This window comes from Sandarakinorhabdus sp. (assembly GCF_987265915.1).
In genome coordinates, this window is the sequence record NZ_OZ503948.1 from 1,282,347 (window position 1) to 1,308,558 (window position 26,212).

Annotated in this window: 27 protein-coding genes; 19 read left to right on the top strand and 8 right to left on the bottom strand. The window is 65.2% G+C overall.

From position 1 onward, the window contains the following. From AC6UUM_RS06265 to AC6UUM_RS06275, 3 genes are all read right to left on the bottom strand, one after another. Positions 1 to 801, bottom strand: coding sequence for an enoyl-CoA hydratase-related protein (locus AC6UUM_RS06265; protein WP_500804474.1), 801 nt, complete (start codon positions 799 to 801; stop codon positions 1 to 3). An 81-nt stretch (positions 802 to 882) separates the two neighbouring features. Further along, positions 883 to 2,016: a M14 family metallopeptidase gene (locus AC6UUM_RS06270; RefSeq protein WP_500804475.1), complete on the bottom strand. Its 1,134-nt coding sequence runs from the start codon at positions 2,014 to 2,016 to the stop codon at positions 883 to 885. Continuing rightward, complete coding sequence (locus AC6UUM_RS06275; RefSeq protein ID WP_500804476.1) at positions 2,013 to 2,585, bottom strand: DUF4136 domain-containing protein; 573 nt, start codon at positions 2,583 to 2,585, stop codon at positions 2,013 to 2,015. Before AC6UUM_RS06275 ends, AC6UUM_RS06270 begins: the two co-directional genes overlap by 4 nt. A gap of 113 nt (positions 2,586 to 2,698) precedes the next feature. Between AC6UUM_RS06275 and ykgO the strand changes: the two genes are divergently transcribed. Continuing rightward, positions 2,699 to 2,824, top strand: a complete 126-nt coding sequence (gene ykgO / locus AC6UUM_RS06280; RefSeq protein ID WP_164157367.1) for a type B 50S ribosomal protein L36 — start codon at positions 2,699 to 2,701, stop codon at positions 2,822 to 2,824. Positions 2,825 to 2,913: 89 nt separating this feature from the next. After that, positions 2,914 to 3,537: an HAD family hydrolase gene (locus tag AC6UUM_RS06285; protein WP_500804477.1), complete on the top strand. Its 624-nt coding sequence runs from the start codon at positions 2,914 to 2,916 to the stop codon at positions 3,535 to 3,537. Between the two features lie 6 nt (positions 3,538 to 3,543). Here the strand turns inward: AC6UUM_RS06285 and pyk are convergent, their stop codons facing one another. Further along, complete coding sequence (pyk, locus tag AC6UUM_RS06290; RefSeq protein ID WP_500804478.1) at positions 3,544 to 5,031, bottom strand: pyruvate kinase; 1,488 nt, start codon at positions 5,029 to 5,031, stop codon at positions 3,544 to 3,546. Between the two features lie 35 nt (positions 5,032 to 5,066). Here pyk and AC6UUM_RS06295 point away from each other — a divergent pair, with 35 nt between their 5' ends. The 12 genes from AC6UUM_RS06295 (at position 5,067) to AC6UUM_RS06350 (ending at position 12,991) form a co-directional block, all read left to right on the top strand. Continuing rightward, positions 5,067 to 5,399: a DUF1244 domain-containing protein gene (locus tag AC6UUM_RS06295; RefSeq protein WP_500804479.1), complete on the top strand. Its 333-nt coding sequence runs from the start codon at positions 5,067 to 5,069 to the stop codon at positions 5,397 to 5,399. Positions 5,400 to 5,431: 32 nt separating this feature from the next. Further along, complete coding sequence (locus AC6UUM_RS06300) at positions 5,432 to 5,671, top strand: DUF2312 domain-containing protein (RefSeq protein ID WP_500804480.1); 240 nt, start codon at positions 5,432 to 5,434, stop codon at positions 5,669 to 5,671. A gap of 14 nt (positions 5,672 to 5,685) precedes the next feature. Further along, positions 5,686 to 6,327, top strand: a complete 642-nt coding sequence (locus AC6UUM_RS06305) for a glutathione S-transferase family protein (protein ID WP_500804481.1) — start codon at positions 5,686 to 5,688, stop codon at positions 6,325 to 6,327. A gap of 50 nt (positions 6,328 to 6,377) precedes the next feature. Continuing rightward, positions 6,378 to 6,854: a (2Fe-2S)-binding protein gene (locus AC6UUM_RS06310; RefSeq protein WP_500804482.1), complete on the top strand. Its 477-nt coding sequence runs from the start codon at positions 6,378 to 6,380 to the stop codon at positions 6,852 to 6,854. Next, complete coding sequence (locus tag AC6UUM_RS06315; protein ID WP_500804483.1) at positions 6,847 to 7,614, top strand: FAD binding domain-containing protein; 768 nt, start codon at positions 6,847 to 6,849, stop codon at positions 7,612 to 7,614. Before AC6UUM_RS06310 ends, AC6UUM_RS06315 begins: the two co-directional genes overlap by 8 nt. Positions 7,615 to 7,703: 89 nt before the next feature. Further along, positions 7,704 to 8,444 (top strand): YebC/PmpR family DNA-binding transcriptional regulator, encoded by a 741-nt coding sequence (locus tag AC6UUM_RS06320; RefSeq protein WP_500804484.1) that lies wholly within the window; start codon positions 7,704 to 7,706, stop codon positions 8,442 to 8,444. Positions 8,445 to 8,461: 17 nt separating this feature from the next. Further along, positions 8,462 to 8,878, top strand: coding sequence for a DUF4440 domain-containing protein (locus tag AC6UUM_RS06325; protein WP_500804485.1), 417 nt, complete (start codon positions 8,462 to 8,464; stop codon positions 8,876 to 8,878). 27 nt (positions 8,879 to 8,905) lie between these two features. Further along, a complete protein-coding gene (ruvC, locus tag AC6UUM_RS06330; RefSeq protein ID WP_500804486.1) occupies positions 8,906 to 9,397 on the top strand; it encodes a crossover junction endodeoxyribonuclease RuvC in 492 nt (163 codons plus the stop codon). Further along, positions 9,394 to 9,990 (top strand): Holliday junction branch migration protein RuvA, encoded by a 597-nt coding sequence (ruvA, locus tag AC6UUM_RS06335; protein WP_500804487.1) that lies wholly within the window; start codon positions 9,394 to 9,396, stop codon positions 9,988 to 9,990. The genes ruvC and ruvA overlap by 4 nt, the downstream gene beginning before the upstream one ends. Before the next feature lie 127 nt (positions 9,991 to 10,117). Continuing rightward, the gene (gene ruvB / locus AC6UUM_RS06340) at positions 10,118 to 11,131 is read left to right on the top strand and encodes a Holliday junction branch migration DNA helicase RuvB (protein WP_500804488.1); all 1,014 of its coding nucleotides are present in this window, start codon (positions 10,118 to 10,120) and stop codon (positions 11,129 to 11,131) included. Positions 11,132 to 11,176: 45 nt separating this feature from the next. Continuing rightward, positions 11,177 to 11,716 carry a peroxiredoxin family protein gene (locus AC6UUM_RS06345; RefSeq protein WP_500804489.1) on the top strand — a complete coding sequence of 180 codons (540 nt, stop codon included), beginning with the start codon at positions 11,177 to 11,179 and terminating at the stop codon, positions 11,714 to 11,716. A gap of 24 nt (positions 11,717 to 11,740) precedes the next feature. Next, a complete protein-coding gene (locus AC6UUM_RS06350; protein WP_500804490.1) occupies positions 11,741 to 12,991 on the top strand; it encodes a cysteine desulfurase-like protein in 1,251 nt (416 codons plus the stop codon). Between the two features lie 190 nt (positions 12,992 to 13,181). Here AC6UUM_RS06350 and AC6UUM_RS06355 read toward each other — a convergent pair whose 3' ends face one another. Beyond that, complete coding sequence (locus AC6UUM_RS06355) at positions 13,182 to 13,973, bottom strand: bestrophin-like domain (protein ID WP_500804491.1); 792 nt, start codon at positions 13,971 to 13,973, stop codon at positions 13,182 to 13,184. Between the two features lie 87 nt (positions 13,974 to 14,060). Here AC6UUM_RS06355 and leuC point away from each other — a divergent pair, with 87 nt between their 5' ends. Beyond that, entirely contained in the window at positions 14,061 to 15,476 is a 1,416-nt protein-coding gene (gene leuC / locus AC6UUM_RS06360; RefSeq protein WP_500804492.1) for a 3-isopropylmalate dehydratase large subunit, read from the top strand. Positions 15,477 to 15,634: 158 nt separating this feature from the next. After that, positions 15,635 to 18,067, top strand: coding sequence for a putative bifunctional diguanylate cyclase/phosphodiesterase (locus tag AC6UUM_RS06365; RefSeq protein ID WP_500804493.1), 2,433 nt, complete (start codon positions 15,635 to 15,637; stop codon positions 18,065 to 18,067). 4 nt (positions 18,068 to 18,071) lie between these two features. Here AC6UUM_RS06365 and nadB read toward each other — a convergent pair whose 3' ends face one another. The 3 genes from nadB to AC6UUM_RS06380 form a co-directional block, all read right to left on the bottom strand. Further along, positions 18,072 to 19,703 carry an L-aspartate oxidase gene (gene nadB / locus AC6UUM_RS06370; RefSeq protein ID WP_500804494.1) on the bottom strand — a complete coding sequence of 544 codons (1,632 nt, stop codon included), beginning with the start codon at positions 19,701 to 19,703 and terminating at the stop codon, positions 18,072 to 18,074. Beyond that, on the bottom strand, positions 19,687 to 20,613 hold the full coding sequence (locus tag AC6UUM_RS06375) for an ABC transporter ATP-binding protein (protein WP_500804495.1): 927 nt from the start codon (positions 20,611 to 20,613) through the stop codon (positions 19,687 to 19,689). The genes nadB and AC6UUM_RS06375 overlap by 17 nt, the downstream gene beginning before the upstream one ends. A gap of 467 nt (positions 20,614 to 21,080) precedes the next feature. Next, a complete protein-coding gene (locus AC6UUM_RS06380) occupies positions 21,081 to 23,414 on the bottom strand; it encodes a TonB-dependent receptor (RefSeq protein WP_500804496.1) in 2,334 nt (777 codons plus the stop codon). A 165-nt stretch (positions 23,415 to 23,579) separates the two neighbouring features. Between AC6UUM_RS06380 and AC6UUM_RS06385 the strand changes: the two genes are divergently transcribed. Genes AC6UUM_RS06385 through tldD form a run of 3 tightly spaced genes read left to right on the top strand, consistent with a single transcriptional unit; the run spans position 23,580 to position 26,206 of the window. After that, entirely contained in the window at positions 23,580 to 23,780 is a 201-nt protein-coding gene (locus tag AC6UUM_RS06385; protein ID WP_500804497.1) for a zinc-finger domain-containing protein, read from the top strand. Beyond that, positions 23,777 to 24,721 (top strand): hypothetical protein, encoded by a 945-nt coding sequence (locus tag AC6UUM_RS06390; protein ID WP_500804498.1) that lies wholly within the window; start codon positions 23,777 to 23,779, stop codon positions 24,719 to 24,721. Before AC6UUM_RS06385 ends, AC6UUM_RS06390 begins: the two co-directional genes overlap by 4 nt. Before the next feature lie 51 nt (positions 24,722 to 24,772). After that, positions 24,773 to 26,206 carry a metalloprotease TldD gene (gene tldD / locus AC6UUM_RS06395; protein ID WP_500804499.1) on the top strand — a complete coding sequence of 478 codons (1,434 nt, stop codon included), beginning with the start codon at positions 24,773 to 24,775 and terminating at the stop codon, positions 26,204 to 26,206. Positions 26,207 to 26,212: the final 6 nt, after the last annotated feature.

The window sequence follows — 26,212 nt, forward strand, 5'->3', positions numbered from 1 at the left end:
CTATTTTCCCGTGAACTGCGCCGGACGCTTTTGCAGGAACGCGCTCACGCCTTCGATGAAATCGGCGCTGCGCCCGGCGAGCAGCTGGTGGCGGCGTTCGACCATAAGGCCTTCGCTGAGCGAGGTGTCGAGGCACTCGCGGATGCCCTGCCGGATCAGCGCATAGGATTTGGTCGGGCCGGCGGCGAGCTTGGCCGCCACGGCCTGTGTGGCGGCGGCCAGATCGGCATCATCGACCACCTTGTAGACCATGCCCCAATCCAGCGCGGTTTCGGCCGAAATGCGTTCACCCAGCATCATCATCGCCTGTGCCCGCGCCCGCCCGGCCAGCCGCGGCAGCAGCCAGGTGGAGCCGACATCGGGCACCAGGCCGATGTTGACGAAGGCCTGCAGAAAATAGGCGGAGCGCGCCGCAATCACGATATCGCCGGCCAGCGCATAGGAGCACCCAGCGCCGGCCGCCGGGCCGTTCACCGCCGTGATGAACGGCACCGGCAGCGCGAACAGCCGTTCCAGCAGCGGATTGAAATGCGATTCGAGCACCGACCCGGCATCCGGCGGGCCAGAGCGCTTCGGCCCGCCACCCGCACCACCGCCAGCCAGATCGGCGCCGGAGCAAAAGGCGCGGCCTGCGCCGGTCAGCACCAGCACCCGTGCCGTGCCTTCGTCGCGTACGCGATCAACCGCGTCGATCATCTCCTCGATCACGCCGACATGCAGGGCGTTCATCACTTGCGGCCGGTTGATGGTCAGCGTGGCGATGGCGTTTTCGGTTTCGAAATTGATGTGGCTGTAGCTCATGGCGCGCATCCTTTGCTTTGCGCCGCACGATATGGGTGAGGGCGCTGCCCGTCACCCCATCATTCAGTGAAGGTGGGGCAATCAGCCAAGGTCGGGCAGCGTTTCCAGGATCGCCGCCAGACAATCGCGGCCCAGGTGTTTGCTGCGTTCCGGCGACCAGCCAAATTCGGCGCAGGGCAGGTCGTCATTGTCCTTGAACGGCATTTCCAACGTCATGGCCAGGCAGCCGAAACGCTCGGCGAGCTGGTTTGTGCTCATCGCCAGATTGGCGGTGCCGGGCCTAGCGCGCGGATAGCCTTTCGCGGTCTGGAAGTCCGGCGAGAGCCGCACCAGCCGCGCCTTGTAACTGTCCAGCAGCGCGAGTTGTTTCGCAGTGATCGACGGGATGCCATCAAAGCCGGCGATGAACACCTGCGGGATGGCTTCGTCGCCATGCACGTCCATGGCGATGTCACAGCCGGTCTTGTCCATGGCAGCCAGCGTGCAAAGCACTTCCGGCGATCGTTCGGCTGACGGATTGGCCCATTCGCGGTTGAGGTTCACGCCGGCGGCGTTGGTGCGCAGATGGCCGCGAATCGATCCGTCGGGATTCATGTTGGGCACGATGTGGAAGGTCACCAAGGCCCGCAACTTGCGCGCCACCGGGTCGGCCGGATCGGTCAGCCGTTCCAGCGCGCCTTCCATCCACCATTCGGCCATCGATTCGCCGGGATGCTGGCGGGCATAGAGCCAGACCATGCGTGGGCCTGCGCCGATCACCAGTCGATCGATGGCCCGGCCATCCAGGCTGTGGCCCAGCACGTCCAACGCGACACCCGGCCGGGCGGCAATGCGGGCGATCAGATCATGGTGCCGTTCCAGCGAGTAAGGCGCGAAATAGGCCAGCCACAGTTGATCGCCGCCGGGCGTGACGCGGATGGTCAGCGTGCCGTTGTCGGCCTTGGCATCAAAGCTGGTCTCCGCCCGCCGCCATACCTGCCGGTCTTCCGAAACACAGGCGCGATATCCGGGCCAGCCGCCGGGGTAGGCACTGCCATTCAGATCGATGATGCGAATGGTGCAGGGCTGCCCGCGCGCGCCGGACAGGCGGAAATGAAACCATTGGTAGAAATCGCTGTGCGCATCCTTGCCGATGCGCAGCACGACATCCTGCGGGCCGGCGCTGCGCTCGACAATGATATTGCCGGAATCGAACTTCGAATCGATGCGAATCATGGCTTGGGTCTTACCACCATGGTTTGGCCACTTGGGCCCGGAAAGCCGGACAGCAAGGCGCGTGCCAGCCGGCCGACGGCAGCATCCGCCGGCGAACCGGCGGTGACGGCGCGGCCTTCCCACACCATGCTGGCATCACCGGCGCGGCGGATTTGCAGGGTGAGCACGGCATTGGTCACGATCTGGGTGGTCGGGGTCACCGGCACCTGAATGCCGGTGGAAAGCCCGCCGCGACGGCCACCGAATCCGCCGCCGAAGCCAATGGAAAGCCCCGATTTACGCGGCTGCTCGCTGCTGCTGCGCTCCAGCTTGATGACGGCGTTGAGCATCGCCGGCTGCGGCGGCGTGGCGGGCCGGAACCCGGCGCGGAGCAGTTCAGCCAACACTGCATCGGCCTCGGTCCGGAACACCAGGCTGTCGGCCGCTGCGGGATCGGCGGGCTGCACGCTGATGCTCGCCCCTGCCAGCGGCTGCGACAGGTGGAAGCGCGTGATTTCCACCCCGGCCGGGCCGGACGCGCAGCCGGCCAGCAGGGCCATCGGCAGCGCCATTGAGAGCAACATCCTCATGGGATCGTGGTCGCATGGCCCAGCCGACAGTGCAACCGCGGTTGACAAAGCACCGGCCCTCCCATAACGCCACGCTTCCATTTCAAAGACCCGATTCAGCACCGGAATTTCCCATGAAGATCCGCAACAGCCTCAAGAGCCTGAAGGCTCGTCACCGTGATTGTCAGGTGGTCCGCCGCCATGGCCGCACCTATGTGATCAACAAGACCAACCGTCGCTTCAAGGCCCGCCAGGGCTGAAGTCTGGCGCTGCCCTGTGGCAGCGCATCGGTGGTTTGATGCACCCCTGCCTTGCGGCGGGGGTGTTGTCGTTTGCGGGTGATGCAGCCATGGCGATGAAATCTGTGGCCCTGAAATCTGTGGTGTTCGATATCGGCAATGTCCTGTTCGATTGGGACATCAAGGCCCTCTATGCCAAATTGATCGACGATCCGGCGCGGCTCGATTGGTTCTGCAGCACGGTGGTCACGCAGCAATGGCATTTCCAGCATGATGCCGGCCGGCCCTTTGCCGAAACCTCGGCCGAATTGGCTGCACGCTTTCCGGCCGAGGCTAATCTGATTCGCGCCTTCGGGCCACGCTTCAACGAAACCGTCACCGGGCCGATACCGGGCATGCTGGCGCTGGTGGAGCGGCTGGCCGCGCGCGGTGTGCCATTGTTCGCGATCACCAATTTTTCCGACGAGTTCTGGCCGTCGTTTCGCGCCACGGCGCCGGTGTTCGACCTTTTCACCGACATCATCGTTTCAGGCGCGGTGCGGCTGACCAAACCCGATCCAGCCATTTATGCCCTGGCGCTGGCACGGTTCGGCCTGGCGCCGGGCGCGGCACTTTTCGTTGATGATCGGGCTGAAAATGTCGATGCGGCGGCGGCCAACGGCTTTGTCGGGCATCATTTCTCAGATCACGACCGGCTGGTGGCGGAACTCGAGCGGTTGGGCCTGCTTGGCTGAGCAACCTCAGTAACGTTTCAGCTCGTCGCCGATCAAGCGCACCACGTGCACCACATTCGTGGTTCCCGGCGTCGAAAATGGCACGCCGGCAATCAGCACCAGCGGATCGCCGCTCTTGGCCAGGCCTGATCGCAGCGCCATGCGCTTGGATTTGGCCACCATGGCTTCGAAACTGTCCACATCGCGGGTGACAATGGCATGCACGCCCCATACCAGCCCCATGCGCCGCGCCGTGGTCTGGCTCGGCGTCAGGCACAGCACCGGCACCGATGGCCGTTCGCGGGCCGCCCGGCCAGCGGTCGAACCCGAAATGGTGAAACAGGCGATCGCCCGCGCCCCGATCGTCCGGCTGATATCGGCGGCGGCCGCCGTGATCGCCGCCGCGGTCGAGCGGCCTGCACTGACGGCGGTGAAATGCACCCGCCCGTCATAGCCCGGATCGGCCTCCACCTGGCGCGCAATCGCATCCATCATCGCGACGGCGGCTTCGGGAAAATCCCCGGCGGCGCTTTCGGCGGACAGCATGATCGCATCGGCGCCGTCGTAAATGGCCGTGGCCACGTCCGACACTTCGGCCCTGGTCGGCGTGGGGGCGCTGATCATCGATTCCAGCATTTGCGTGGCCACCACCACCGGTTTGCCGAAACTGCGCGCCAGGGCCACGATGCGCTTCTGCGCCGGCGGCACATTCTGTGGCGGCAGTTCGACCCCCAGATCGCCGCGGGCCACCATCACGGCATCGGCAATTTCGAGGATTTCCTCCAGCCGATCGAGCGCCGCCGGCTTTTCGATCTTCGCCAGCAGCGCCGCCCGGCCGCCGATGAGGCGACGGGCTTCGGCCACATCCTCGGGCCGCTGCACGAAGGACAGCGCGATCCAGTCCACCCCGACATCCAGGGCAAAATCCAGATCGGCGCGATCCTTCGCCGTCAACGCCGGCAGCGGCACCACCACATCGGGCACGTTGACGCCCTTGTTGTCCTTGATGATTCCCGGCGATTCGACGATCGTGTCGATGGCGTCGGCCGACACGGCCGTGGCACGCAGCGCGATCTTGCCATCATCCACCAGCAGCCGATCACCGGGGGCCAGCGCGGCATAGATTTCCTTGTGGGGCAGGTGAACGCGCGAGCCGTCGCCGGGCGTGTCGTCCATATCGAGGCGATAGGCCTGGCCCTTCACCAGCTCGGCCCGGCCACCCGCCACCCGGCCAACCCGCAGCTTTGGCCCCTGCAAGTCCGCCAATATGGTGATCGGCCGGCCGCTGGTCTGCTCGACGCTGCGCACGGCGGCAATCAGGGCGCCCTGGCTGGCGTGGCTGCCGTGGCTCATGTTGACGCGGAAGGCATCGGCGCCCGCGGCATGCAGGCGCGCGATCATCGCTGCATTGTTCGATGCCGGCCCCAAGGTGGCAAGCACCTTGACCTGGCGGCCTCTTGGCTGAAAGACTCCGTGCACGTCGCGCCTTCTGGTTGCTGCCGGGACGTTAGCCATGGTTGGCGCGCAATGCGATGAAAGATTGGGCAAAGATGACAATAACCGCGACGCCATTTGCGGATGCCGCCACCCGCGACCGGCTGGAAGCCGCCGCCTTCCGCCGCTTGATGCTGCATCTGGCGCAGCGCAGCGACGTGCAGAACATCGATCTGATGGGCCACACCGGTTTTTGTCGCAACTGCCTGGGCGACTGGCTGCACGAAGAGGCGGAAAAGCAAGGGCTTGCGCTGTCGAAGGATAACGCGCGCACCCATGTTTACGGCATGACCCAGGCACAATGGAAAGCGCTGCATCAGCAGCCGGCGACCCAGGCACAATTGGACCTGATGGCCGAATCGCTGGCGAAGAACGAGGCGGTTCGGTAACCCCGACGCACCGATTTCAGACAGGGATTGCCATGACCGAAGAGAATGTCTCCGCCACGCAGCTGCGCCAGTATATCGAGCGCATCGAGACGCTGGAGGAAGAGAAGAAGGGCATCGCTGACGACATCAAGGATGTCTATGCCGAAGCCAAGGCCACCGGGTTTGATATCAAGACGATGAAATCACTGGTGCGCCTGCGCAAGATGGAAACCGCTGCCCGGCAGGAAGCCGAAGCGCTGCTGGAAACCTACAAGGCCGCGCTCGGCCTGTGAACGGGGGAATGACGATGAAGCTGTACGGGGGGAAATTGTCGCCGTTCGTGATGCGGCCGCTGCTGGTGAGCCGGGCGAAGGGCGCCGAAGTTGAACTCGACTCGTTCGAGGGCGGCATCAAGAGTTCGGAATATCTGGCGCTTTGCCCGACGGGCAAGATGCCGTTGCTGATCGATGGCGATCTGGCGTTGCCGGAAAGCCAGGTGATCGCCGAATATCTGGACGCGGCGCTGCCGGGGCCGAGGCTGTTGCCCGATGATGCAACCGGTGCCGCGATGGTGCGGCTGATCGTCCGGCTGGCGGACGTGTACATGGTGCCGGCACTGGGCGGCCTGTTCCGCGGTCGCGAGCAGCCGGAAGGCGTGCCGGCTGCGTTGCAGGCCATGGGCGAAGCGCTGGGCTTCATCGAACATTATCGCCGCAGCGGCGATGAATTTGCCTGGGGGAACGGTTTTTCCCAGGCGGATGCAGCGCTGATCCCGTTGTTTTTCTTCCTGGATGCGCTGGATGGCCCGATGCCGAGCAAGGCGCTGGTGGCGGCACGGCCGGGCCTGGCCGCCTGGTGGGAACGCGCCAAGGCCAGCAGCCTGGGCGCGCAAGCCGTGGCCGAACAGGCCGCTGGCATGGCGGCGATGATGGCAGCACGGCAGGGTTGATTGCCGACGTCGCATGGAGCGGTTAGGGTCAGCCGGCAAAGGGGACAGCAATGCAGATGATGTTGACCATCAACGGCCAGAACCATGATGTGGAGGCGCCAGCCGCCACATTGCTGGTGGAAGTTCTGCGCGACACGCTGGGCCTGACCGGCACGCACATCGGCTGCGATACCAGCCAGTGCGGCGCCTGCAACGTGCTGGTGGACGGCAAGGCGGTGAAGTCCTGCACCCTGTTGGCCGCTCAGGCGCAAGGGTCGGCGGTGACGACAATCGAAGGGCTTGCGAACGGCGAACAGCTGCACCCGATGCAGCAGGCGTTCCGCGAAGCGCACGGACTGCAATGCGGGTTCTGCACACCGGGCATGGTGATGGCCGGGCTGGAAATCGTGCGCAAGCACGGCACCAGCCTGACGCCCGAGCTGGTGGCGCACGAACTGGAAGGCAATCTGTGCCGCTGCACGGGCTATATCAACATCATCAAGGCTGTGGTTGCCGGCGCGGCCGGGATGGAGAACCAGCATGCGTGATTTCGCCCTGCATCGCCCGGCCAGCGTGGCCGATGCCGCCGCCGCCTTTGCCGCCGGCGGGGAGGCCGCCTATCTGGCCGGCGGCCACACGCTGATCCCGGCGATGAAATCGCGGCTGCGCATGCCCGATGCGCTGATCGACTTGTCGGCGCTGGGCCTCAGCGGCATTGCGCAGGACGGCGATCGCCAGTGGATCGGCGCGATGACCCGTCACGCCGATGTGGCCACGGGCGCGACCGCGATTCCCGGCCTGGCGGCACTGGCCGATGGGATCGGCGATATGCAGGTGCGCAATATCGGCACCATTGGCGGCAGCCTGGCCAACAATGATCCGGCCGCCGATTATCCGGCTGCGGCGCTGGCGCTGGACGCGGTCATTGAAACCGATCGCGGTGCCCACACGGCTGACGATTTCTTCCAGGGCATGTTCAGCACGGCGCTGGCGGATGGCGAGATCATCACCCGTGTCGGTTTCGCCATTCCGCAGGCATCGGCCTATGGCAAATTCCGCCATCCGGTGTCGCGCTATGCCATGGTCGGCGTTTATGTGGCGCGCTTTGCCCACGGATGGCGCGTGGCCGTCACCGGTGCCGGGCCTGGCGTGTTCCGCTGGCACGCCGCCGAGGCCGCGCTGGCAGCCGGCAGCGATGTGCCGGCGCTGGCGGCCGATGATCTCAACAGCGATATCCACGCCAGCGCCGAATATCGGGGGCATCTGTGCGGCGTGATGCTGAAGCAGGCGCTGGCCAATCTGGCCTGAGCCTTGGCCTGAGCGCTGCGCGCTATTGATTGCGGTGTGGCGGCGGCGTTGCTAAGCCCGCGGCCATCCATCATGCAAGCAGACGAACAATGGCCGGTCACAGCAAATTCAAGAACATCATGCACCGCAAGGGTGCGCAGGACAAAAAGCGCAGCGCGCTGTTTTCCAAGCTTTCCCGCGAAATCACCGTGGCGGCCAAGATGGGCATGCCCGATCCCAACGCCAACCCGCGCTTGCGCGCCGCCGTGCTGGCCGCCCGCAGCGAAGGCATGCCCAAGGACAATATCCAGCGCGCCATCGACAAGAGCCAGGGCGGCGATACGGCCAATTACGAAGATGTGCGCTATGAAGGCTTCGGCCCCGGCGGCGTGTCGTTGATTGTCGAAACGCTCACCGACAATCGCAACCGCACCGCCACCAATGTCCGCACCATCTTCGCCAAGAATGGCGGCAATCTGGGGGCATCGGGCAGCGTCAGCCACGGCTTTGAACGGCTCGGGCTGATTTCCTATCCCGCCAAGGCCGGCAGCACCGACCGCGTGTTCGAAGCCGCATTGGAATCTGGCGCCGACGATGTGCAATCCACCGAAGACGGCCACGAGATCTGGACCGCCATCGATGGCCTTCACGAAACCGCCAAAGCCATCGAAGCTTCGCTGGGCGAAGCCGAATCCATCAAGCTGGCGTGGAAGCCGGGCCTGATGGTCAGCGTGGGCGAGGCCGACGCCGGCCAGTTGCTTAAGATGATCGATGCGCTGGAAGACGATGACGATGTTCAGACCGTTTGGGGCAATTATGATGTGCCCGAAGACGTGCTGGCGAAGCTGTGAGGCCGGGGTGCGCAATCATGATCATGGCGATGGCCACCCCCGCTGCGGCCGATGCTGTTGCGGACATCAAGGCGGCGCGCAGCGCCTATAACGCCGCCATCGCGGCGCGCGATGTGGCCGGCGTGCGCGCCGCGCTGGGCGATGATTATATCGGCCTGGCCGGTTCCGGCGGCGAAAAGATAATCGGCGCCGATGCCATGGCGGATTATTTCGCGCGGGCCTTCAAGACGCCGGGGTTCCTGGGCTTTGTGCGCACACCCGATGTGGTGAGCGTGGCCGCGCCGGCACTGCGCGCCATGGAACGCGGCCACTGGTCGGGCGGCAGCACTTCCGGCCGGGTCAGCGGTGAATATCTGGCGGTGTGGGTGCCCACGCCGACGGGCTGGAAGCTGCGCAGCGAAACGTTTGTGACGCTGGGCAATGGGGCAAACTAATCGCCCCTTCCCTTCAGGGGAGGGGCGTTGACCCTCATCCTTGGCCTTGACCCCGGATTGGCGGCGACGGGGTGGGGGGTGATCCGGGCCGACGGCAATCGCATAAGCCACATTGCCCACGGCACCGTGCGCACGGCGGCCAGCGCCCCCTTGGCAGAACGGTTGGCCAGCCTCTACGATGCGCTTTGCCAAGTGATCGAAGGCCATGGCTGTAACGCGGCCGCCGTTGAGGAGGTGTTCGTGAATGCCAATCCGCAATCCACCCTGAAACTCGGCCAGGCGCGCGGCGTGGTGATGCTCAGCGCGGCCAAGGCCGGCCTCCCGGTCACCGAATATGCAACGCGGCTGGTGAAGAAGGCCATCGTTGGCGTGGGCAGTGCCGAAAAGGCGCAGGTGCATGCCATGGTGCAGCGGCTGCTGCCCGGCGTGACGGTGGTGGGCAGCGATGCGGCGGACGCGCTGGCGGTGGCGATTGCGCACGCCCATCTGGGCGCCAGCGCGCGAAAGGGCCTGACATGATCGCCCGCCTGAAAGGCCTGGTGGACTCGGTTTCCGCCGATGCGCTGGTGCTGGATGTGAACGGCGTCGGCTATCTGGTGCAGGCGTCATCACGCACGCTGTCGGGCCTGGCCGTGGGGCAGGGCGTGGTGATGCACATCGAAACCCAGGTGCGCGAAGATGCGATCACATTGTTCGGCTGCATCAGCGAAACCGAGCTGGCGGGGTTCCGGGCGCTGATCACCGTGCAGGGCGTTGGCGGCCGCGTCGCGCTGAACATCCTGTCGGTGCTCACCCCAGATCAGGTGGCGCATGCCGTGGCCGCCGGCGATGCGGCATCGCTGGCGCGGGCCAACGGCGTCGGGCCGAAACTGGCGGCGCGCATTGCCAATGAGCTGAAGGGCAAGCTTGGCGGCGTGGCGCTGGCGGCTGGCGCGCCGATTGCGGTGCAGGCCGGCAACCGGTTGCTGGAAGACGCCATGGCGGCGCTGGCGGCGCTGGGTTTCCGGCCGATGGACGCCAGCCGCGCGGTGAGCGACGCGCTGGCGGAGTTGGGCGAGGCTTCGGCGCTGAATGATGTGGTGCGGATGGCGTTGAAGAAGAGTGTGCGGTGACAACAAGTTTGGCCTTCCCCACCCCCAGCCCCTCCCGCAAGCGGGAGGGGAACCGATTGTGCATGAACCGAACGGCTCCCCTCCCGCTTGCGGGAGGGGCTGGGGGTGGGAATAAGGTCGCAAGCGCATGACCGCCGATCTCTCCCCGCAACGTCGTCCTGACGATATCGATGCCGCGCTGCGGCCCAAGGGGCTGGATGAATTCATCGGCCAGGCGGCGCTGCGGTCGAACCTTTCCGTGTTCATCAACGCTGCCCGGAGCCGCGGCGAGGCGATGGACCATGTGTTGCTGCACGGGCCGCCGGGGCTGGGCAAGACGACGCTGGCGCAGATCGTCGCGCGCGAACTGGGCGTCGGCTTTCGCGCCACCTCCGGGCCTGTCATCGCCAAGGCCGGCGATCTGGCGGCGATCCTCACCAATCTCGAACCGCATGATGTGCTGTTCATCGATGAAATCCACCGCCTGTCGCCCGCCGTGGAGGAAATCCTCTACCCGGCGATGGAAGATCGGGTGCTCGATATCATGATCGGCGAAGGCCCGTCGGCGCGCAGCGTGCGCATCGATCTGCCGGCCTTCACGCTGGTGGGCGCCACCACCCGCGCCGGGCTGCTCACCACCCCCTTGCGCGACCGCTTCGGCATTCCGCTGCGGCTGAATTTCTACAGTGTTGATGAACTGGAACAGGTGGTCACCCGCGCGGCGCGGCTGCTCGATCTGCCGCTTGACCCCGATGGCGCGCGCGAGATTGCGGCGCGCGCCCGCGGCACGCCGCGCATCGCCGGGCGGCTGCTGCGCCGGGTGCGTGATTTTGCTGGCGACAGGGCGGTGGATCAGCGGCTGGCCGATCAGTCCCTCAGCCGGCTGGAGGTGGACCGGCTGGGCCTTGATGCCATGGATCGCCGCTATCTGATGATGATCGCCGATATCTATCGCGGCGGGCCCGTGGGGATCGAAACGCTGGCCGCCGGTCTCAGTGAACCGCGCGACACGCTGGAAGATGTGATCGAGCCGTTCCTGATCCAGCAGGGCCTGGTCGCCCGCACCGCGCGTGGCCGCATGCTCACCGGGCCGGCGTGGAAGCATCTGGGCCTGGTGGCACCCGCCGAACAGGCCATGTTGCCGCTGCTGGATGAGGAATGAGGCGGGCCGTGTAACCGGATGCCGCCGGGGCGCGAATGTTGGATCATGCGCCACATCCTGCTCTCCGCCCTCATCCTGATCGCTGCCCCGGCGGCCGCCATTCCAGCGGTGGGGGAAAAGGCCCCAGCGGTGATGGGCACCGATATCAGCGGCAAGCAACGCACGCTGAAGCAGGTGGCGGGCCGCAAGGGCACGGTGCTGATGTTCTTCCGTTCGGTCGCCTGGTGCCCCTATTGCAAGGCGCAGATGATCGCGATGAACGATGGCGCCGCCGCCCCGTTGGCCAATCGCGGCTATACGCTGGTTGGCCTGTCGTATGACGAGACGGCCGTGCTGGCCAAGTTCGCCGCCGAGCGCAAGGTGGCCTGGCCGCTGCTGTCCGATCCGCAATCCACGGTCATCGATGGCTGGCAGTTGCGCGATCCGGCCTATGCGGCGGGCAGCCGTGCCTACGGCGTGCCGCGCCCAGCAATCTATGTAATCGATCGCAAGGGTGTGATCCGTGCCCGCCTGATGGAAGATGATTATCGGAAGCGCCCGCCGGTTGAGGTCGTGCTTGCCGCGGTGGATGCGCTGGGCCAGTAATGCTCCCCAAACGGGGGGACCAAGATGCAATTGCCGATCGATAGCGTGCGCGCGGCGTTTCCGGCGCTGGCGCTGCTGGATGATGGCCATCCGCGTGGCTATTTCGATGCGCCGGCCGGCACCCAGGTGGCGGGGAGGGTGATCGATGCCATGGGCCACGTCATGGTGCAGGCCTGCGCCAATGATGGCGGGCTTTTCCGCACCAGTGTGGCGACCGGCGTCATCGTCGATGCGGCGATTGCCAGTGCGGCGGCCTTCTTCCATTGCGGCGATGATGAAGTGATCTTCGGGCTGAACACCACCAGCCTGTTTTTCCAGATGGCGCCGCTGATCGCGCATGATTGGCGCGCTGGTGACAATATCCTGCTCACCCGCATGGATCATGATGCCAATGTCTCGCCTTGGTTGCAGGCGGCGGCGGCGCGCGGGGTGGAAGTGCGGTTTCTGGAATGGGACCGGGAGACGTTTGCACTGAAGCTGGAGACCTTGCCCGATCTGATCGATGCACGTACCCGCGCCGTCGCCGTGGGCCATGCCAGCAATTTCCTTGGCACCATCAACGATGTCGCCGCGGTCTGTGCGGCGGCACGCGCAGTGGGCGCGGTCAGCATCGTCGATGCCGTGCAATCGGCGCCGCACATGGCGCTGGATGTGGCGGCGATCGGCTGTGATCTGATGGCGGCTTCAGCCTATAAATTCTTCGGGCCACATGCGGCGATCCTGTTCGTGTCGCGGCGCTTGCAGGCCATCATCCCGCCGCTCAAAGTGCGGCCATCGGCGGATGTGATGCCGACGCGGCTGGCGCCCGGCACGCCCGCGTTCGAGGCCATGGCCGGCACGGCGGCGGCCATTGATCACCTGGCCTGGCTGGGCGAGGCCGCCGGCACTGTTGGCGCGGATCAGCCCTTGCGGCAGCGGCTGGTGGCCGGGCTGGCGGCGGCGCAGGCGCATGAAACCGATCTGATGCGGCAGTTTCTGGCCGGGATCAGCACTGTGCCCGGCGTGACGCTGCACGGCATCGCCAATCCCAACCGGTTGCACGAACGCGTCGCCACCTTCACTTTCGAGCTGGCCGGCAAATCGAGTGCCGAAGTGGCAGCGGCACTGGCGGCGCGCAACATGTTCGTCTGGCACGGCTTTTATTACGCCTGGGAACCGGCCGGCGTGCTCGGCGTGAAGGAGCGCGGTGCGGTGCGGGTGGGCTTCACCCATTACAACAGCGCCGCCGAAGTGGACGCGCTGCTCGGCGCGCTGGCCGGCATCGCCGCCGGCTGATTGGAGCGTTTTCCGACCAACTTGGGTCATCGGCACAGCGGTGATTTTGGTTCAGGGCAAGAAGCGAGGAGGGCGCGATGCTTTTCGCATCGTAACCGACGAGCGACGCAGCCCTGGGCCAAAAGCGCCCTGCCCCGAAGGGGTCGCCCTGCAGGGCGATGACGGTGATCCAAGTTGGTCGGAAAGCGCTCTAGGGCCGCAGCGAAGCGTCCGCCGCCATGTCGCGGGCCATGAAGCCGGCGAGCTCGCGCATCGGGGCCTGATTGACCTTGACCAGCCCGGAACGCGGTCGATCGAGGTCCAGCACCAGAAAATTCGCGCCGGCCGCGAGGATCAGGAACAGGGCGTGCGGTGTCCGCACCAGGCGGGCGTTGGCAGCCCCGGAATAGCCGAGCGAAAAGGCCGACAAGATAAAGAACACGGCCAGCGCGTCGATCACCGATAGCGGAATATGCTCGCGTGCCATCGCTTCGCGGCGCCAGGCGGCATCATCCACTCGCGTCAGACTGTCGGCTATCAGGCGCAGCCGGGCCCCATCGCCGCCGCTTTCCCGGGTCAGGTTCCACATCCGCTCCATCAGGGCATCGCTGGCGGTGTCGCCGGGCCGGTTGCGATCGGTTTCCAGCCCGCCACTCGCCCATGCCAGCCGGGCATCGACATAGGCGCGCAGCGTGCTGGCCATCTGCGCCCGAAACGGCGCCGGCTGGAGTTGCAGTCGCTGCCAGAGCGCAAAGCAGCTGGCACTTTCCTCCACCACCAGATCGCGGCGCGTATCGTAGCGGTTGAGGGCGACGGCGAAGGTGAAGCCCACCAGCAGCGTGAACAGGCTGAGTGTGGCCGTGGTGGCATAGAGCGTCTCGCCCGCGCCATCGCCACCCAGCTGGCGGCGCCAGCCACGGCCCGCCAGCATGGCCGCCGCGCCGATCGTCAGCAGCAGCAGCGCGACGGCAAGAGGCGGCAAATCATCGACAAGGCTGTACATGCCATCCACGTCTAGAAGCTGGGCTGCCGCCGGCCAAGCGCAAATGCCGCTGGATTTTGCGCGGGACCATTGGCAAAGCCGCAGGCCATGACAACTTCCCCGCGCACCCTGTATCAGAAAATCTGGGACGATCATGTCGTCGGCACGCTGGACGACGGCACCGCGCTGATCTTCATCGATCGCCACCTGATCCATGAAGTGACCACGCCGCAAGCGTTCGAGGCGCTGCGCCTGGCGGGCCGGCAGCTCCGCCGCCCGGATCTGACGCTGGCGGTGCCCGATCACAATGTGCCGACCACCGATCGCAGCAAGCCGATCCTCGATCCGATGTCGAAGGCGCAGCTCGATGCGCTGGCGCGCAATTGTGCGGATTTCGGCGTGGAGCTCTATGCCATCGATGCACCTGAACAGGGCATCGTGCATGTCATCGGCCCGGAACAGGGCTTCACCCTTCCGGGCGTGACATTGGTGTGCGGCGACAGCCATACCGCGACCCATGGCGCCTTTGGTGCGCTGGCGTTCGGCATCGGCACATCCGAAGTGGAACATGTGTTCGCCACCCAAACGTTGCTGCTGCGCCAATCGCAAGCGATGGAAGTGCGCGTCACCGGTTCGCTGGGCTTTTCGGTGTCGGCCAAGGATGTCGCGCTGGCGGTGTGCGGCACGCTGGGGTCCGGTGGCGGCGCCGGCCATGTCATCGAATATACCGGCCCGGTGATCGAGGCGCTGTCGATGGAAGGGCGGATGACCTTGTGCAACATGGCGATCGAAGCCGGCGCCCGTGCCGGCCTGGTCGCGCCCGACCAGAAGACCTTTGATTATGTGCAGGGCCGCCCGCGCGCGCCGCAGGGCGCCGCTTGGGATCAGGCACTGGCCTGGTGGCAGACGCTGCACACAGACGCGGGTGCCGTGTTTGATCGCACCGTCATCATAGACGGAAACGCCATCGCACCGCTGGTGACGTGGGGCACCAGCCCCGAAGATGTGGTGGCGATCACTGGCCGCATCCCGGAACCGGACAGTTTCGCCGATCCCGGCAAGCGCGCGGCTGCGGCCAAGAGCCTCGATTATATGGGCCTGGTGCCGGGCACCCGCATGGAAGACGTGAGCGTGGAACATGTCTTCATCGGCAGTTGCACCAACAGCCGCATCGAGGACCTGCGCGTGGCCGCGGCGGTTGTGCAGGGCCGCCGCGTGGCAGCGGGCGTGCGCCAGGCGCTGGTGGTTCCCGGTTCGGGCCTTGTCAAGCGCCAGGCCGAAGCCGAAGGGCTTGATCGCATCTTCACCGAAGCTGGCTTCGAATGGCGCGAACCGGGCTGTTCGATGTGCCTTGGCATGAACCCGGATCAGGTACCGGCGGGCGAGCGTTGCGCCTCCACGTCCAATCGCAATTTTGTCGGCCGTCAGGGTCCAGGTTCACGCACGCATCTGTTGTCGCCGGCCATGGCAGCCGCGGCGGCCATCACCGGCCGTTTGACCGATGTGCGCCAGCTGATGGGCTGAAGATCGCCGCGCAGCAGCACGCCATGACCGATTTTTCGTGATGGCGTCATTCTTGCAACATGTGCAGTAATTATTTGTAAACGCCGGCTCCCTACGTTGTGGAGCTTGGTTGTAGTGGGGCTGTGGCTGCGGCGGTGTCGATTGACGGGTTCTCAGGGGTGACACTGCTGGGCCGGCCGGTGAGGGTTGGCCGGCTTGCTTGCCTGTGGGCCGCTGCGCTGCTGGTCGCGATTGCCATCTTTGCCGGCCCTGTGCGTGCCGAAAGCCAGCAACTGGCGTTCCATGTGCTTGATTGTGAACGTGCGCCCGGGCAGTGCCCGATAGGCGATGGCGGCGACTGGACCTGGTTTGCTGTTGATCCCAGCACGTTGAAATCGCTGCCGCCGCAATGGAATCTGCTGGTGGACAACACGCGCTTCACGGCGGTGTCGATCCAGGTGGTTCACCAGGGCGGCGTCTATCAACTGCAACGCGGCCAGTTCGAACTCGCAAACAACTGGACCCTTGGCAATAATCTGCGATTTCAAGTGCCGGTGGCCGGCGCCGATGTAACCGCAGTGCGTATCGGTTTTCGCAACATTGATGCGCCATCGCTGATGCGATCCGTCAAGGCCATGGACGCTGCCGGCCACGAACGGCTCCTGCTGGACTGGACCATATTGATCGCCGTGGTGATGGGCGTGTTGATTTCGGCCTTCACTTATAATGTGTTCCTGCTCACCTGGCTGAAATCCCCGTTTCAGCGCTGGTATGTGGTGTGGGTGGCGAGTGCGGTTTGCTATCTGCTGGTGTGGACGGGCGCGATGCTCAACGTCCTGCCGTTCCTTGCCGGGCCGGCGACCGCCCGCACCGTTTTCCTGTTGGTCGGTTTGCTGGTGGTATCGGGCGCGGCGTTTTTCTTCTCGTTGATCGAAAAGGGCAAGCTGCCGCAAAAGCTGATCGATTTCGGGCAATTGGCCGGAATGATGACGGCGATCACGTCGGTGGTGGCGGCATTCGACATGGTTTTCCCCGCCTGGTTCACCGACCGGATACTGAACTTGTCTTTGATCAGCGTGACCGGGGCGTTGATGGTGGGCTGCGTCTTTGCCGTGCTGCGCGGCAGCCGTGCCGTCTGGTTCTACCTGGCAGGATGGACACCGGCGCTGGTCATGTTGGGCCTGCGGATCGCGCGCAACTTCGGGTTGTTGCCGCAGGATGATCTCGTCGATCAGGCCAGTTTCGCCGCAATCGGTTGGGAATCTCTGGTGCTCAGCCTGGCCATTGCCGATCGCTTCCGCCAGATGCGCCGCGATGCCGACGCCAGTGGTGCGGAGCGCCAGACATTGCTGCGTTTTGCCACCACCGATCCGCTGACCGGGCTGGGCAATCGCGCCTTGTTCCAGAATTTGCTGGAACAGCCGGCGCTGCGCCACGGCGGGATCGATGTGATTGCTGTTGATATCGACTATCTGAAACAGACCAACGACATGGCTGGCCATGATGCGGGTGATGCGCTGATCGTGGCGGTGGCCGAACGCCTGGCGGCGGCGGCCGGCCCGTTGGCCACCATCGCGCGCATCGGCGGCGATGAATTCGTCATCCTGCTGGAAGGCGCGGCCCGGGCACGCATGCCGGCATTGCGCCAGATGATCGCCCTGTCGGCCGGCATGCCGCTGCGCCATGCCGGTTATGATCTGATCATTTCCATCTGCGCCGGGCATGCCGCCAGCGAAGAACGCAGCATACCGATGGCACGCATCTTCAAACAGGCCGATCTGGCCATGTATGCCGCCAAGTCTGCCGGGCGCGGCTGTTGGCGCAGCTATGATGCCAGCATGGCCGACGAGGCGTTCGCCCGCAGCCGCATTGTCGCCGAAGCCCGCACCGGCCTCGCCGACGGGCAATTCCTGCTGCATTACCAGCCTGTCCAGCGCCTTGATGGCGTCGTGGTCGGCCACGAAGCCCTGCTGCGCTGGCAACATCCGCGTCTGGGCTTGCTGGCGCCCGGTGAATTTGCCGATGTGATGAAGGAAGCCGCCATCCTGCCGGCGTTGCAGCTGTGGGTGCTCGATACGGCCCTGGCGCAGGCTGCGTATCTGCGCGCGCAGGGCGCCGATATCACCATATCGGTCAATTTCGTCACCGGGCAGTTGCAGGGCACGGCCGCTGCCGTGGCGATCCTGGATGATCTGTCGCGCCACCGGGTGCCGCCGCAGGCGCTGGTGGTCGATGTGACGGAAGACGTGGTGATGGGCGGGCTGGGCGGCGCCCTGATCGAATGCCTGGAATGTCTGCGTGATGCCGGCGTGCATGTGGCGCTTGATGATTTCGGCACCGGCTTTGCCAGCCTGATCCATTTGCGCGAAGTGCCCGCCAATTTCGTCAAGATCGATCGCAGCTTTGTTGCGGACATGGTCAATTCGGCCAGCAGCCAGCAGATCGTGCGCGCGCTGGTGGATCTGGCGCACAGCCTTGGCAAGCAGGTGGTCGCCGAAGGCGTCGAAACCGAAGGACAGCGGCAGCTGCTGCGGCAAATGGGCTGCGATCTGGCCCAGGGCTGGCTGTTCGGCAAACCGGTGGCGCACCCCTTTCAGCGGGTTGCCGCCTGATCGGTCAGGCGTCGCGGCCCTGCGCCGGGTCCAGCACGGTATCCAGCGCGGCGGCCGCCTGGTGCGGATAATCGGTGCTGAAATGCAGGCCGCGGCTTTCCTTGCGGGCGCGGGCTGATCGCACGATCAGATCGGCCACGGTCACCAGATTGCGCAGCTCGACCAGATCGCCGGTGATGCGGAAATTGCCGTAATATTCCTGCACTTCCTTGCGCAGCGTCTTCACGCGGTGCGCGGCGCGCTCCAGACGTTTGTCGGTGCGCACGATGCCGACATAATCCCACATGGTGCGCCGCAGCTCGTCCCAATTATGGGCGATCACCACTTCCTCGTCGCTGTCGGTCACCCGGCTTTCGTCCCAGGGCTTGATATCTGGCATGGTGTCTGCGGCATCCTGCGCCGCAATGTCGTCCGCCACGGCCTGGCCGAACACAAGGCATTCCAGCAGGCTGTTCGATGCCAGCCGGTTGGCGCCGTGCAGGCCGCTCTGCGTCACTTCACCTGCCGCCCACAGCCCGCCCAGATCGGTGCGGCCGTTCAGGTCCACCATCACCCCGCCGCAGCTGTAATGCGCGGCCGGCACGACCGGAATGGGCTGGGTGGTGCAATCGATGCCAAGTTCGAGCAGCCGCGCATGGATGGTCGGAAAATGGCCACGCACGAAATCCGCGCCAAGATGGGTGAGATCCAGCAGCACATGTTCCAGCCCCAGCCGCTTCATTTCGGCATCGATGGCCCGCGCCACCACGTCGCGCGGCGCCAGTTCCAGGCGATCATCATGGCTTGCCATGAAGCGGCTGCCGTCGGGCAGCTTCAGATGGCCGCCTTCGCCGCGCGCGGCCTCGGTGATCAGGAAATTGCGCACTCTGGGGTGGAACAGGCAGGTCGGGTGAAACTGGTTGAATTCCATGTTCGACACCCGGCACCCCGCCCGCCACGCCATGGCGATGCCATCGCCGGTCGCGCCATCGGGGTTGGTGGAATAGAGATAGACGCGGGATGCGCCGCCGGTGGCCAACACCGTGGCCGGCGCCAATATCCGCACCACTCGCCGTTTCTGCGTGTCGAGCGCATAGACGCCATGGCAGCGCCGCGCCGGGAAGCGCCGGCCGACGACATGACGATGGGTGATCAGATCGACCGCCGCCATGTGCGGAATCAGCGTGATGTTGGGATGGTCTTGCGCGGCGCGGATCAGCGCCTGGCTCACCGCCCAGCCGGTGGCATCATCGACATGCACGATGCGGCGATGGCTGTGCCCGCCTTCGCGGGTGAGGTGCCAGCGTTCCGATACGGTTTCGCCGGGATTGAACGGCACGCCCAACGCCGCCAGCCGATCGATGGCGGCCGAGGCATTGGCCGCGACATATTCCACCGTGGCACGGTCATTCAGGCCGGCGCCGGCGACCATCGTGTCTTCGACATGCGCCGCCACCGTGTCGCCGGCATCCAGCACCGCCGCGATGCCGCCCTGCGCCCACGCGGTCGAACCTGCAGCAAGATCGGCCTTTGCCAGCACCGCCACGCGGCCATGTTCGGCCAGGTTCAGCGCGGCGGTGAGGCCGGCCGCACCCGATCCGATGACTAGCGCGTCATAATGCAGGGCCTCTGGCGGCACTTTAGGCTTTTGGGCCACTCGTCAGCTCCAGGAACACATCTTCCAGATCGGCCTCGCGAGTCGAGACATCGAGCACGCCCAATCCGGCCGCAGAGACCATGGCCAGCACGGCGCCGGCGTTGGTGTTGCGCTTGTCGAAGGTGATGGCCAACTGGCGCGGGCCCTTCAGTTCCACCGATTTGCAGGTGGCAAGCTCGGCCGGCACGGCGGTCAAATCGCGATCGACCATCAGTTCCAGCACCTTGTCCCCGGTGGTGCCGAGCAATTTGTGGGTCTCGTCATTGGCGACCACGGTGCCATGATTGATGATGGCGATGCGATCGCACAGGCTTTCGGCTTCTTCCAGATAATGGGTGGTCAGCACGATGGTGGTGCCATCGGCATGGAGCTGCCGCACATAATCCCACAGCAATTGCCGCAATTCGATGTCCACGCCGGCGGTCGGTTCATCCAGCACCAGCACCGGCGGCGTGTGCACCAACGCCTTGGCCACCAGCAGCCGCCGCTTCATGCCGCCCGAAAGCGTGCGGGAATAGACATGCGCCTTGTCCTCCAGCCGCACGGCCTTCAGCAATTCCATCGTCCGTCGTTTGGCGCGGGGCACACCGAAGAGGCCGGCCTGCAATTCCAGCGTTTCAAACGGCGTGAAAAATGCGTCGAACACCAGTTCCTGCGGCACGATGCCGATGCTGGCCTTGGCATTGCGCGGGTGTTCGTCGATATCGAAGCCCCAGATGCGCGCCGATCCGCCGGTCTTGTTCACCAGGCCGGCGAGGATGTTGATCGTGGTGGATTTGCCGGCGCCATTGGGGCCGAGCAGGCCAAAGATGCTGCCGCGCGGAATCTCCAGATCGATGCCGTTCAGCGCGCGCTTGCCGCCGGCATAGACCTTGGTCAGGCCGGAAAGGCGGATGGCGGGTTCGCTCATGCAGAACGGGATAGACGGTGGGGAGGGTTGGGGCAAGGGTTCGGGCTGTGGCAAGTTGGAGCGTGGTGTGGCCTAGGCTCGATTGCAGTTTGATTGAAGCGCCTTGGCTCCCTCCCTTCAAGGGAGGGCGACTCGGCGCCAGCCGAGCGGGGTGGGTGATCCCGCCTGTGGCCACACACAACACCCACCCCGGGCCTCGCCTGCGGCTCGTCTCTCGCCCTCCCTTGAAGGGAGGGAGCTTCCTCGCTTCAACTTGAACGCAATCGACTCTAGGCACGGCCGGCGGCGAAGCCGCCGAGTCCGTGCGGGCTTGCGGGACGGAGAAGAGAAGGCAGGAAGAAGAGCGTGGCGGAGCCACGCCGTCAGACGAGTCAAAAAAGGGCGGCTGGGGAGCCGCCCTTTTTCGCTCGCTGGCCGATCTTGCCGGAGTCGGCAAATATCTACGCTATTTGCGCGCCCGGCTGCGATTAGAACCTATAAACCGCCTCCACCCCGAACAGCCGCGGCAAGCCGCGGATGAAGGTGGGGATGCCAAAGCCGCCGCCGGTGTTGCCACCGTCCAGCAGATATTTGTCGTTCAGCAGATTGTTGGCAAAGCCGATGATCTCCCACTTGGCATCTGGATCGCGGATGCCGGCGCGCAGATTGACCAGCGTCACCGGGCCTTGCGACGTCACCGGGTTGTTGGGCAGTTCAAAGAACAGCGACGAGCGGTGCGTCACGGTGGGGGTGGCGAACAGTTCAAGTTTGTCGCCGACTGGCACGCGCACGGTGCCGCCGATGGCGCCCTGCCATTCCGATTGCAGGCGGAAGCGATCGCCGGCGAACTGGCCGAAGCGCGGATCATCGTTGACGCGCGCATTGATATAGCTGCCGTTGGCGAACAGGTTGAAATTGGGCGAGATATTGGCGCTGACTTCCGCCTCGATGCCTTTGTTGCTGGCATCGGCATTCTCGATGGTGGAGGGGAAGCCGGGCCGCAGCACGGTGATCTGGAAATCCTTGTATTTCAGCAGATAGGCTCCGATGCTGAAGGTCAGCTTGCCGATCGAACCCTTCACGCCGGCTTCGAAATTGTCGATGATTTCCGCCGGGAACACGCGCACAGCCGGGGTCAGCACCCCTGCAGTCCGCCCGGCGTTCACCTGCACCACTGGCGAGCGACGGCCGCGCGAATAGGTGGCATAAAGATTGATGGTGTCGGTGGCGCGGAACAGCAGGTTGGCGCGCGGCAGGAAGGCATTGAAGCGGCCGCTGGAACTCAGCACCTGGCCGCCAGTGTTGATCCCGCCGGGGATCAGCGTGGCACCGGTGATCACCGTGTTGGGGATTTTCGTCGAAATGCCGCTGAAGCGGTTTTCCGTCAGCCAACGGCCGCCGACATTGATCTCCAGCTTCGGCGTCGGGATCCAGGTGGCATCGGCAAATGCACTGAACGTGTCGATGGTCGCCGAGTTGCGAAACAGTTCAGCGGAATAGGGTAACTGGGTGAACCGCCCGGCGGTGAGCAGTGCCGTCGCGCGCGCGGCTTCGACGACGCCGGTGGCATTGTTGATGCAGGCCAGGCCCGGCACCAGTCGCGCGGCGCACTGAAGGAAAATGCCTTCTTCGGAACTGAACGGCACGCGCTGGAAGCCGGTTTCCCAGAAATAATTTGCGCCAAAGAAGGCGCGGAACGTGTCGCTGGTGTAATTGGTGCGCGCTTCGAAGCTCAGCTGCTCGCCGCGGGCATCTTCGGCGAATTCCAGATACCAGGCCTGGGTGCCGTCGGCATCGAACACTTCATTGCTGTCGAAATTGCGCCAGCCGGCAACTGCCGTCACGCTCCAGGCGTCGTCCAGCTTGTAGCTGCTGGTCAGGTTCACATCATAGACATTGCGAGTCAGGCTCGGTTGATCGGCGCCGAGCGCCTGCCGGCTGAACGGCGAACCGGCGGCTTCCTTGAATGTATAGGGGCTGGTGGTGCCGCCGGTTGGCGCGAACGTGCCCGACGAAAAGGCCGTGCCCGGCGCGCGCTGGCCATCATAGGTGCCGACCAGATCGACGGTCAGATCAGCGTTCGGCGTGTAGCGCAGCGAGACTCGCGCGCCATATTGGCCCTGGCCGTTCAGATCGTCGATGCGCGGGCCATTCGGCGTTTGCGAACCGGGCCGGCCAGCGATGTTTTCCACCACGCCGTCGCGCAGCTTGATGGCGCCGGCGACGCGCAGCGCGATCATGTCGTTGCCGATGTTGACGTGGCCATCGATGCGGCGCTGATCATAATTGCCATAGCCAACGCGCACTTCGCCCGACATGCCCGCTTTCGGCTTGGCGGTGATCACCGAGACCACGCCCACGGCTGCGGCTGTGCCGAACAAGGTCGCCTGCGGGCCCTTCACCACTTCGACGCGCTCAAGATCATAGAGATCGAAATAGGAGCCGCGCGAACGCGAGACATCGATCCCGTTCAGATAGACAGTGACCGCCGGCGCGCCCTGCGACGAGCCGCTGTCGGAGGTGATGCCGCGAATGACGAAGCCGGGATTGTTGGGCGATTGTTCCTGCACGTTGAGGCCGGGGACATAGGCGGCGAGCTGGTCGAACTGGGTAACGCCGATCTCGCGCAGCGAGCGCCCGCTGTAGGCGGTGATGGTGATCGGCACGTCATTCTGCTTTTGCGCACTGCGCTGGGCGGTCACCACCAGCTCTTCACCGATGGTTTCGGCAATCTGTTCATCGGCTTGCTGGGCCGTGGCGGGCAGGCTGGCGAACAGGCTGGCAAGCAGGCTCACATTGGCCAGCAACAGGAAACGGCGCATCGTCTTGATCCCTTTTGTGATCGGCAGCGCGCGAAAATGGTGCGCTGCAACACGCGCTGGCTTTTGGCCTGTGGACGTTGCAGCGCGATGGCAAAGCCATGACATCATTGTTGCAGCAGGCTGCGACATGGTGACTTTGCCGGCCGGCACTGGTAAGGCTTGGCCATGCCCGCCATCCAGAAACACGCCCTGCCGGCGCCCGAAACCTATGTGACGCAAACCGCCCGTGTCTGGTGCGATGGCGATGAGCAGGCCGGTGATGGCCATCCGCGCGTCTGGATCCAGATCGATGCGACGGGCTTTGCCGATTGCGGCTATTGCGATCGGCGGTTCATTCTGGCCGGCGGCCCGGCCGACAAACGATGAAATCGCCCCTCCTGCTGGCGCTGGCCCTGCTCGCGGTGCCGGCCAGTGCAGCCAAGCAGGCGCCCCCGCCACTGCTCACCCTGAATGTGGCCGACAACGGCAATCCTTACCTGAACGTGGCCGTGAAGCAGGCGACGCTCAAGATCCGCATCGCGCTCAGCTATGATCAGGGCCTGGTGCTCAATCCGGCGGCCGTGCAGCGCGCTGGCATCAAGCCGTTTCCGTTGATCGGCAAGTTCAGCTTCAACAACAGTGCGTTCGGCAGTGGCAAGTCCGTGCTGCGCTTCAATCTGGCGACGATCACCCCGCAGGCGCTGCCGGCGCGCAAGGTGCCAGTGGTGTGGCTGGAAACGCCGATGGCCGGCGATGCGGAGGGCATCTTGCCGATCGGGGAACTGGCCGCCGATCGCATCGATGTGATCCTGCGCGACACGCTGCCGGCCAGCCAGACCCTCATCATCCCCAAAAAGGGCAAGGGGGAGGCGATGATCAAGACGCGGATCGGCGATGAGCCTGTGACCATCAGCCTCGAACTCAACATCCCGACCACGGTGATGAACGCCCGCGCCGGCGAAGCGCTGGTGAAGGCCGGGCTGGTGCGGCGCACGCCGAGCCTCGGCTATTGGCGGCCCATACCGGGCGTGGCCCTGCCCACCCAGATCCTGACGCCCAAGACCGGCTTGACGATCGCCGGCCTGCCGATGCGCCAGATGGGGGTGCGCATTTCCGAATCCGAAGCGCGCGCCATCGATGCCGCCGCGCGCGGCACCTCCACCGATACCGACGATGAGGACACGATCACCGTTTCGGCCGACCGCAACCGGAAGAAGCGCGGCCGCGACCCATGGATCCTGATCGGCCGCGACGTGCTCGATGATTGCAGCCGGATCAGCTTTGACCGCGCCGGCGAGCGTTGGGTGCTGACCTGCAAGTTTGGCTGACGAACCGCCACACCCCTTTTGTTTTTCGCGGCTCTGGCCCATATCTCGGGCATGACCAGCACCCCCGACGCCAACACGCTCTTCTATGCCGATACCGGCCTTGATCCCGACCGCACGGCGCGGCTGGTTTCCGAAACGCTGCACGGCTGCGACGACGGCGAACTCTATATGCAGTATGCCGTGTCCGAAAGCTTCGCCTTCGACGATGGCCGCCTGAAGGCCGCCAGCTTCGATACGCAGAAGGGCTTTGGCCTGCGCGGTGTCGCCGGCGAGATGACCGCCTTTGCCCATGCCAACGAGCTTTCGGAAGCCGCGATCCTGCGCGCAGCCGATACGATCAGGCAAGTGCGCGATGGCCATGGCGGCACGCTGGCGCTGGCGCCGCGCCCGACCAACGCCCGCCGCTACACCGACATGAACCCCCTTGCGGGCATCGATTTTTCCGCCAAGGTCGCGTTGATGCAGCGCATCGATGCGGCGGCGCGCGCCCGCAATCCCCAGGTGGTGCAAGTGTCGGCCAGCCTGCTCGGCAGCTGGAGCGTGGTGGAGATCCTGCGTGGCGACGGCAGCCGGGTGCGTGATGTGCGGCCGCTGGTGCGGCTGAACGTGCAGATCGTCGCCGAGAAGAACGGCCGCCGCGAGACCGGCTTCCATGGCCTTGGCGGTCGGTATTTGTACGACAGCCTGTTCGAGGATGCGTCCTGGGAAGGCGCCATCGATATCGCGCTGGCGCAGGCGCTGACCAACCTCGATGCCATCGACGCCCCGGCCGGGCAGATGACCGTGGTGCTCGGCCCCGGCTGGCCCGGCATATTGCTGCACGAAGCCATCGGCCACGGCCTGGAAGGCGATTTCAATCGCAAGGGCACCAGCGCCTTTTCGGGTCGCATCGGGGAGCGCGTGGCGGCGCCGGGCGTGACGGTGGTGGACGATGGCAGCATCGATCAGCGTCGTGGCAGCCTGACCGTCGACGATGAAGGCACGCCCACCGGCCGGACCGTGCTGATCGAGGATGGCATCTTGAAAGGCTATATGCAGGATCGCTTGAACGCCCGGCTGATGGGCGTGGCGCCCACCGGCAACGGCCGCCGCGAATCCTTTGCGCATGCCCCGATGCCGCGGATGACCAACACCTTCATGCTGGGCGGCCAGGAAGATCCCGGCAACATCCTGTCCAGCGTGAAAAAGGGCATTTATGCCAAGAGCTTCGGCGGTGGCCAAGTCGATATCACCAGCGGCAAGTTCGTGTTCACCTGCACGGAGGCCTATGAGATCGAGAATGGCAAGCTGGGCCGGCCGCTGAAGGGCGCCACGCTGATCGGCAACGGCCCCGATGTGCTGACCCGTGTGAAGGCCATGGGCAACGACATGGCGCTGGACGAAGGTGTCGGCATCTGCGGCAAGGGCGGGCAAAGCGTGCCGGCCGGGGTTGGCCAGCCGACCCTGCTGATCGATGGGTTGACCGTGGGCGGCACCGCCGCCTGACGAGGG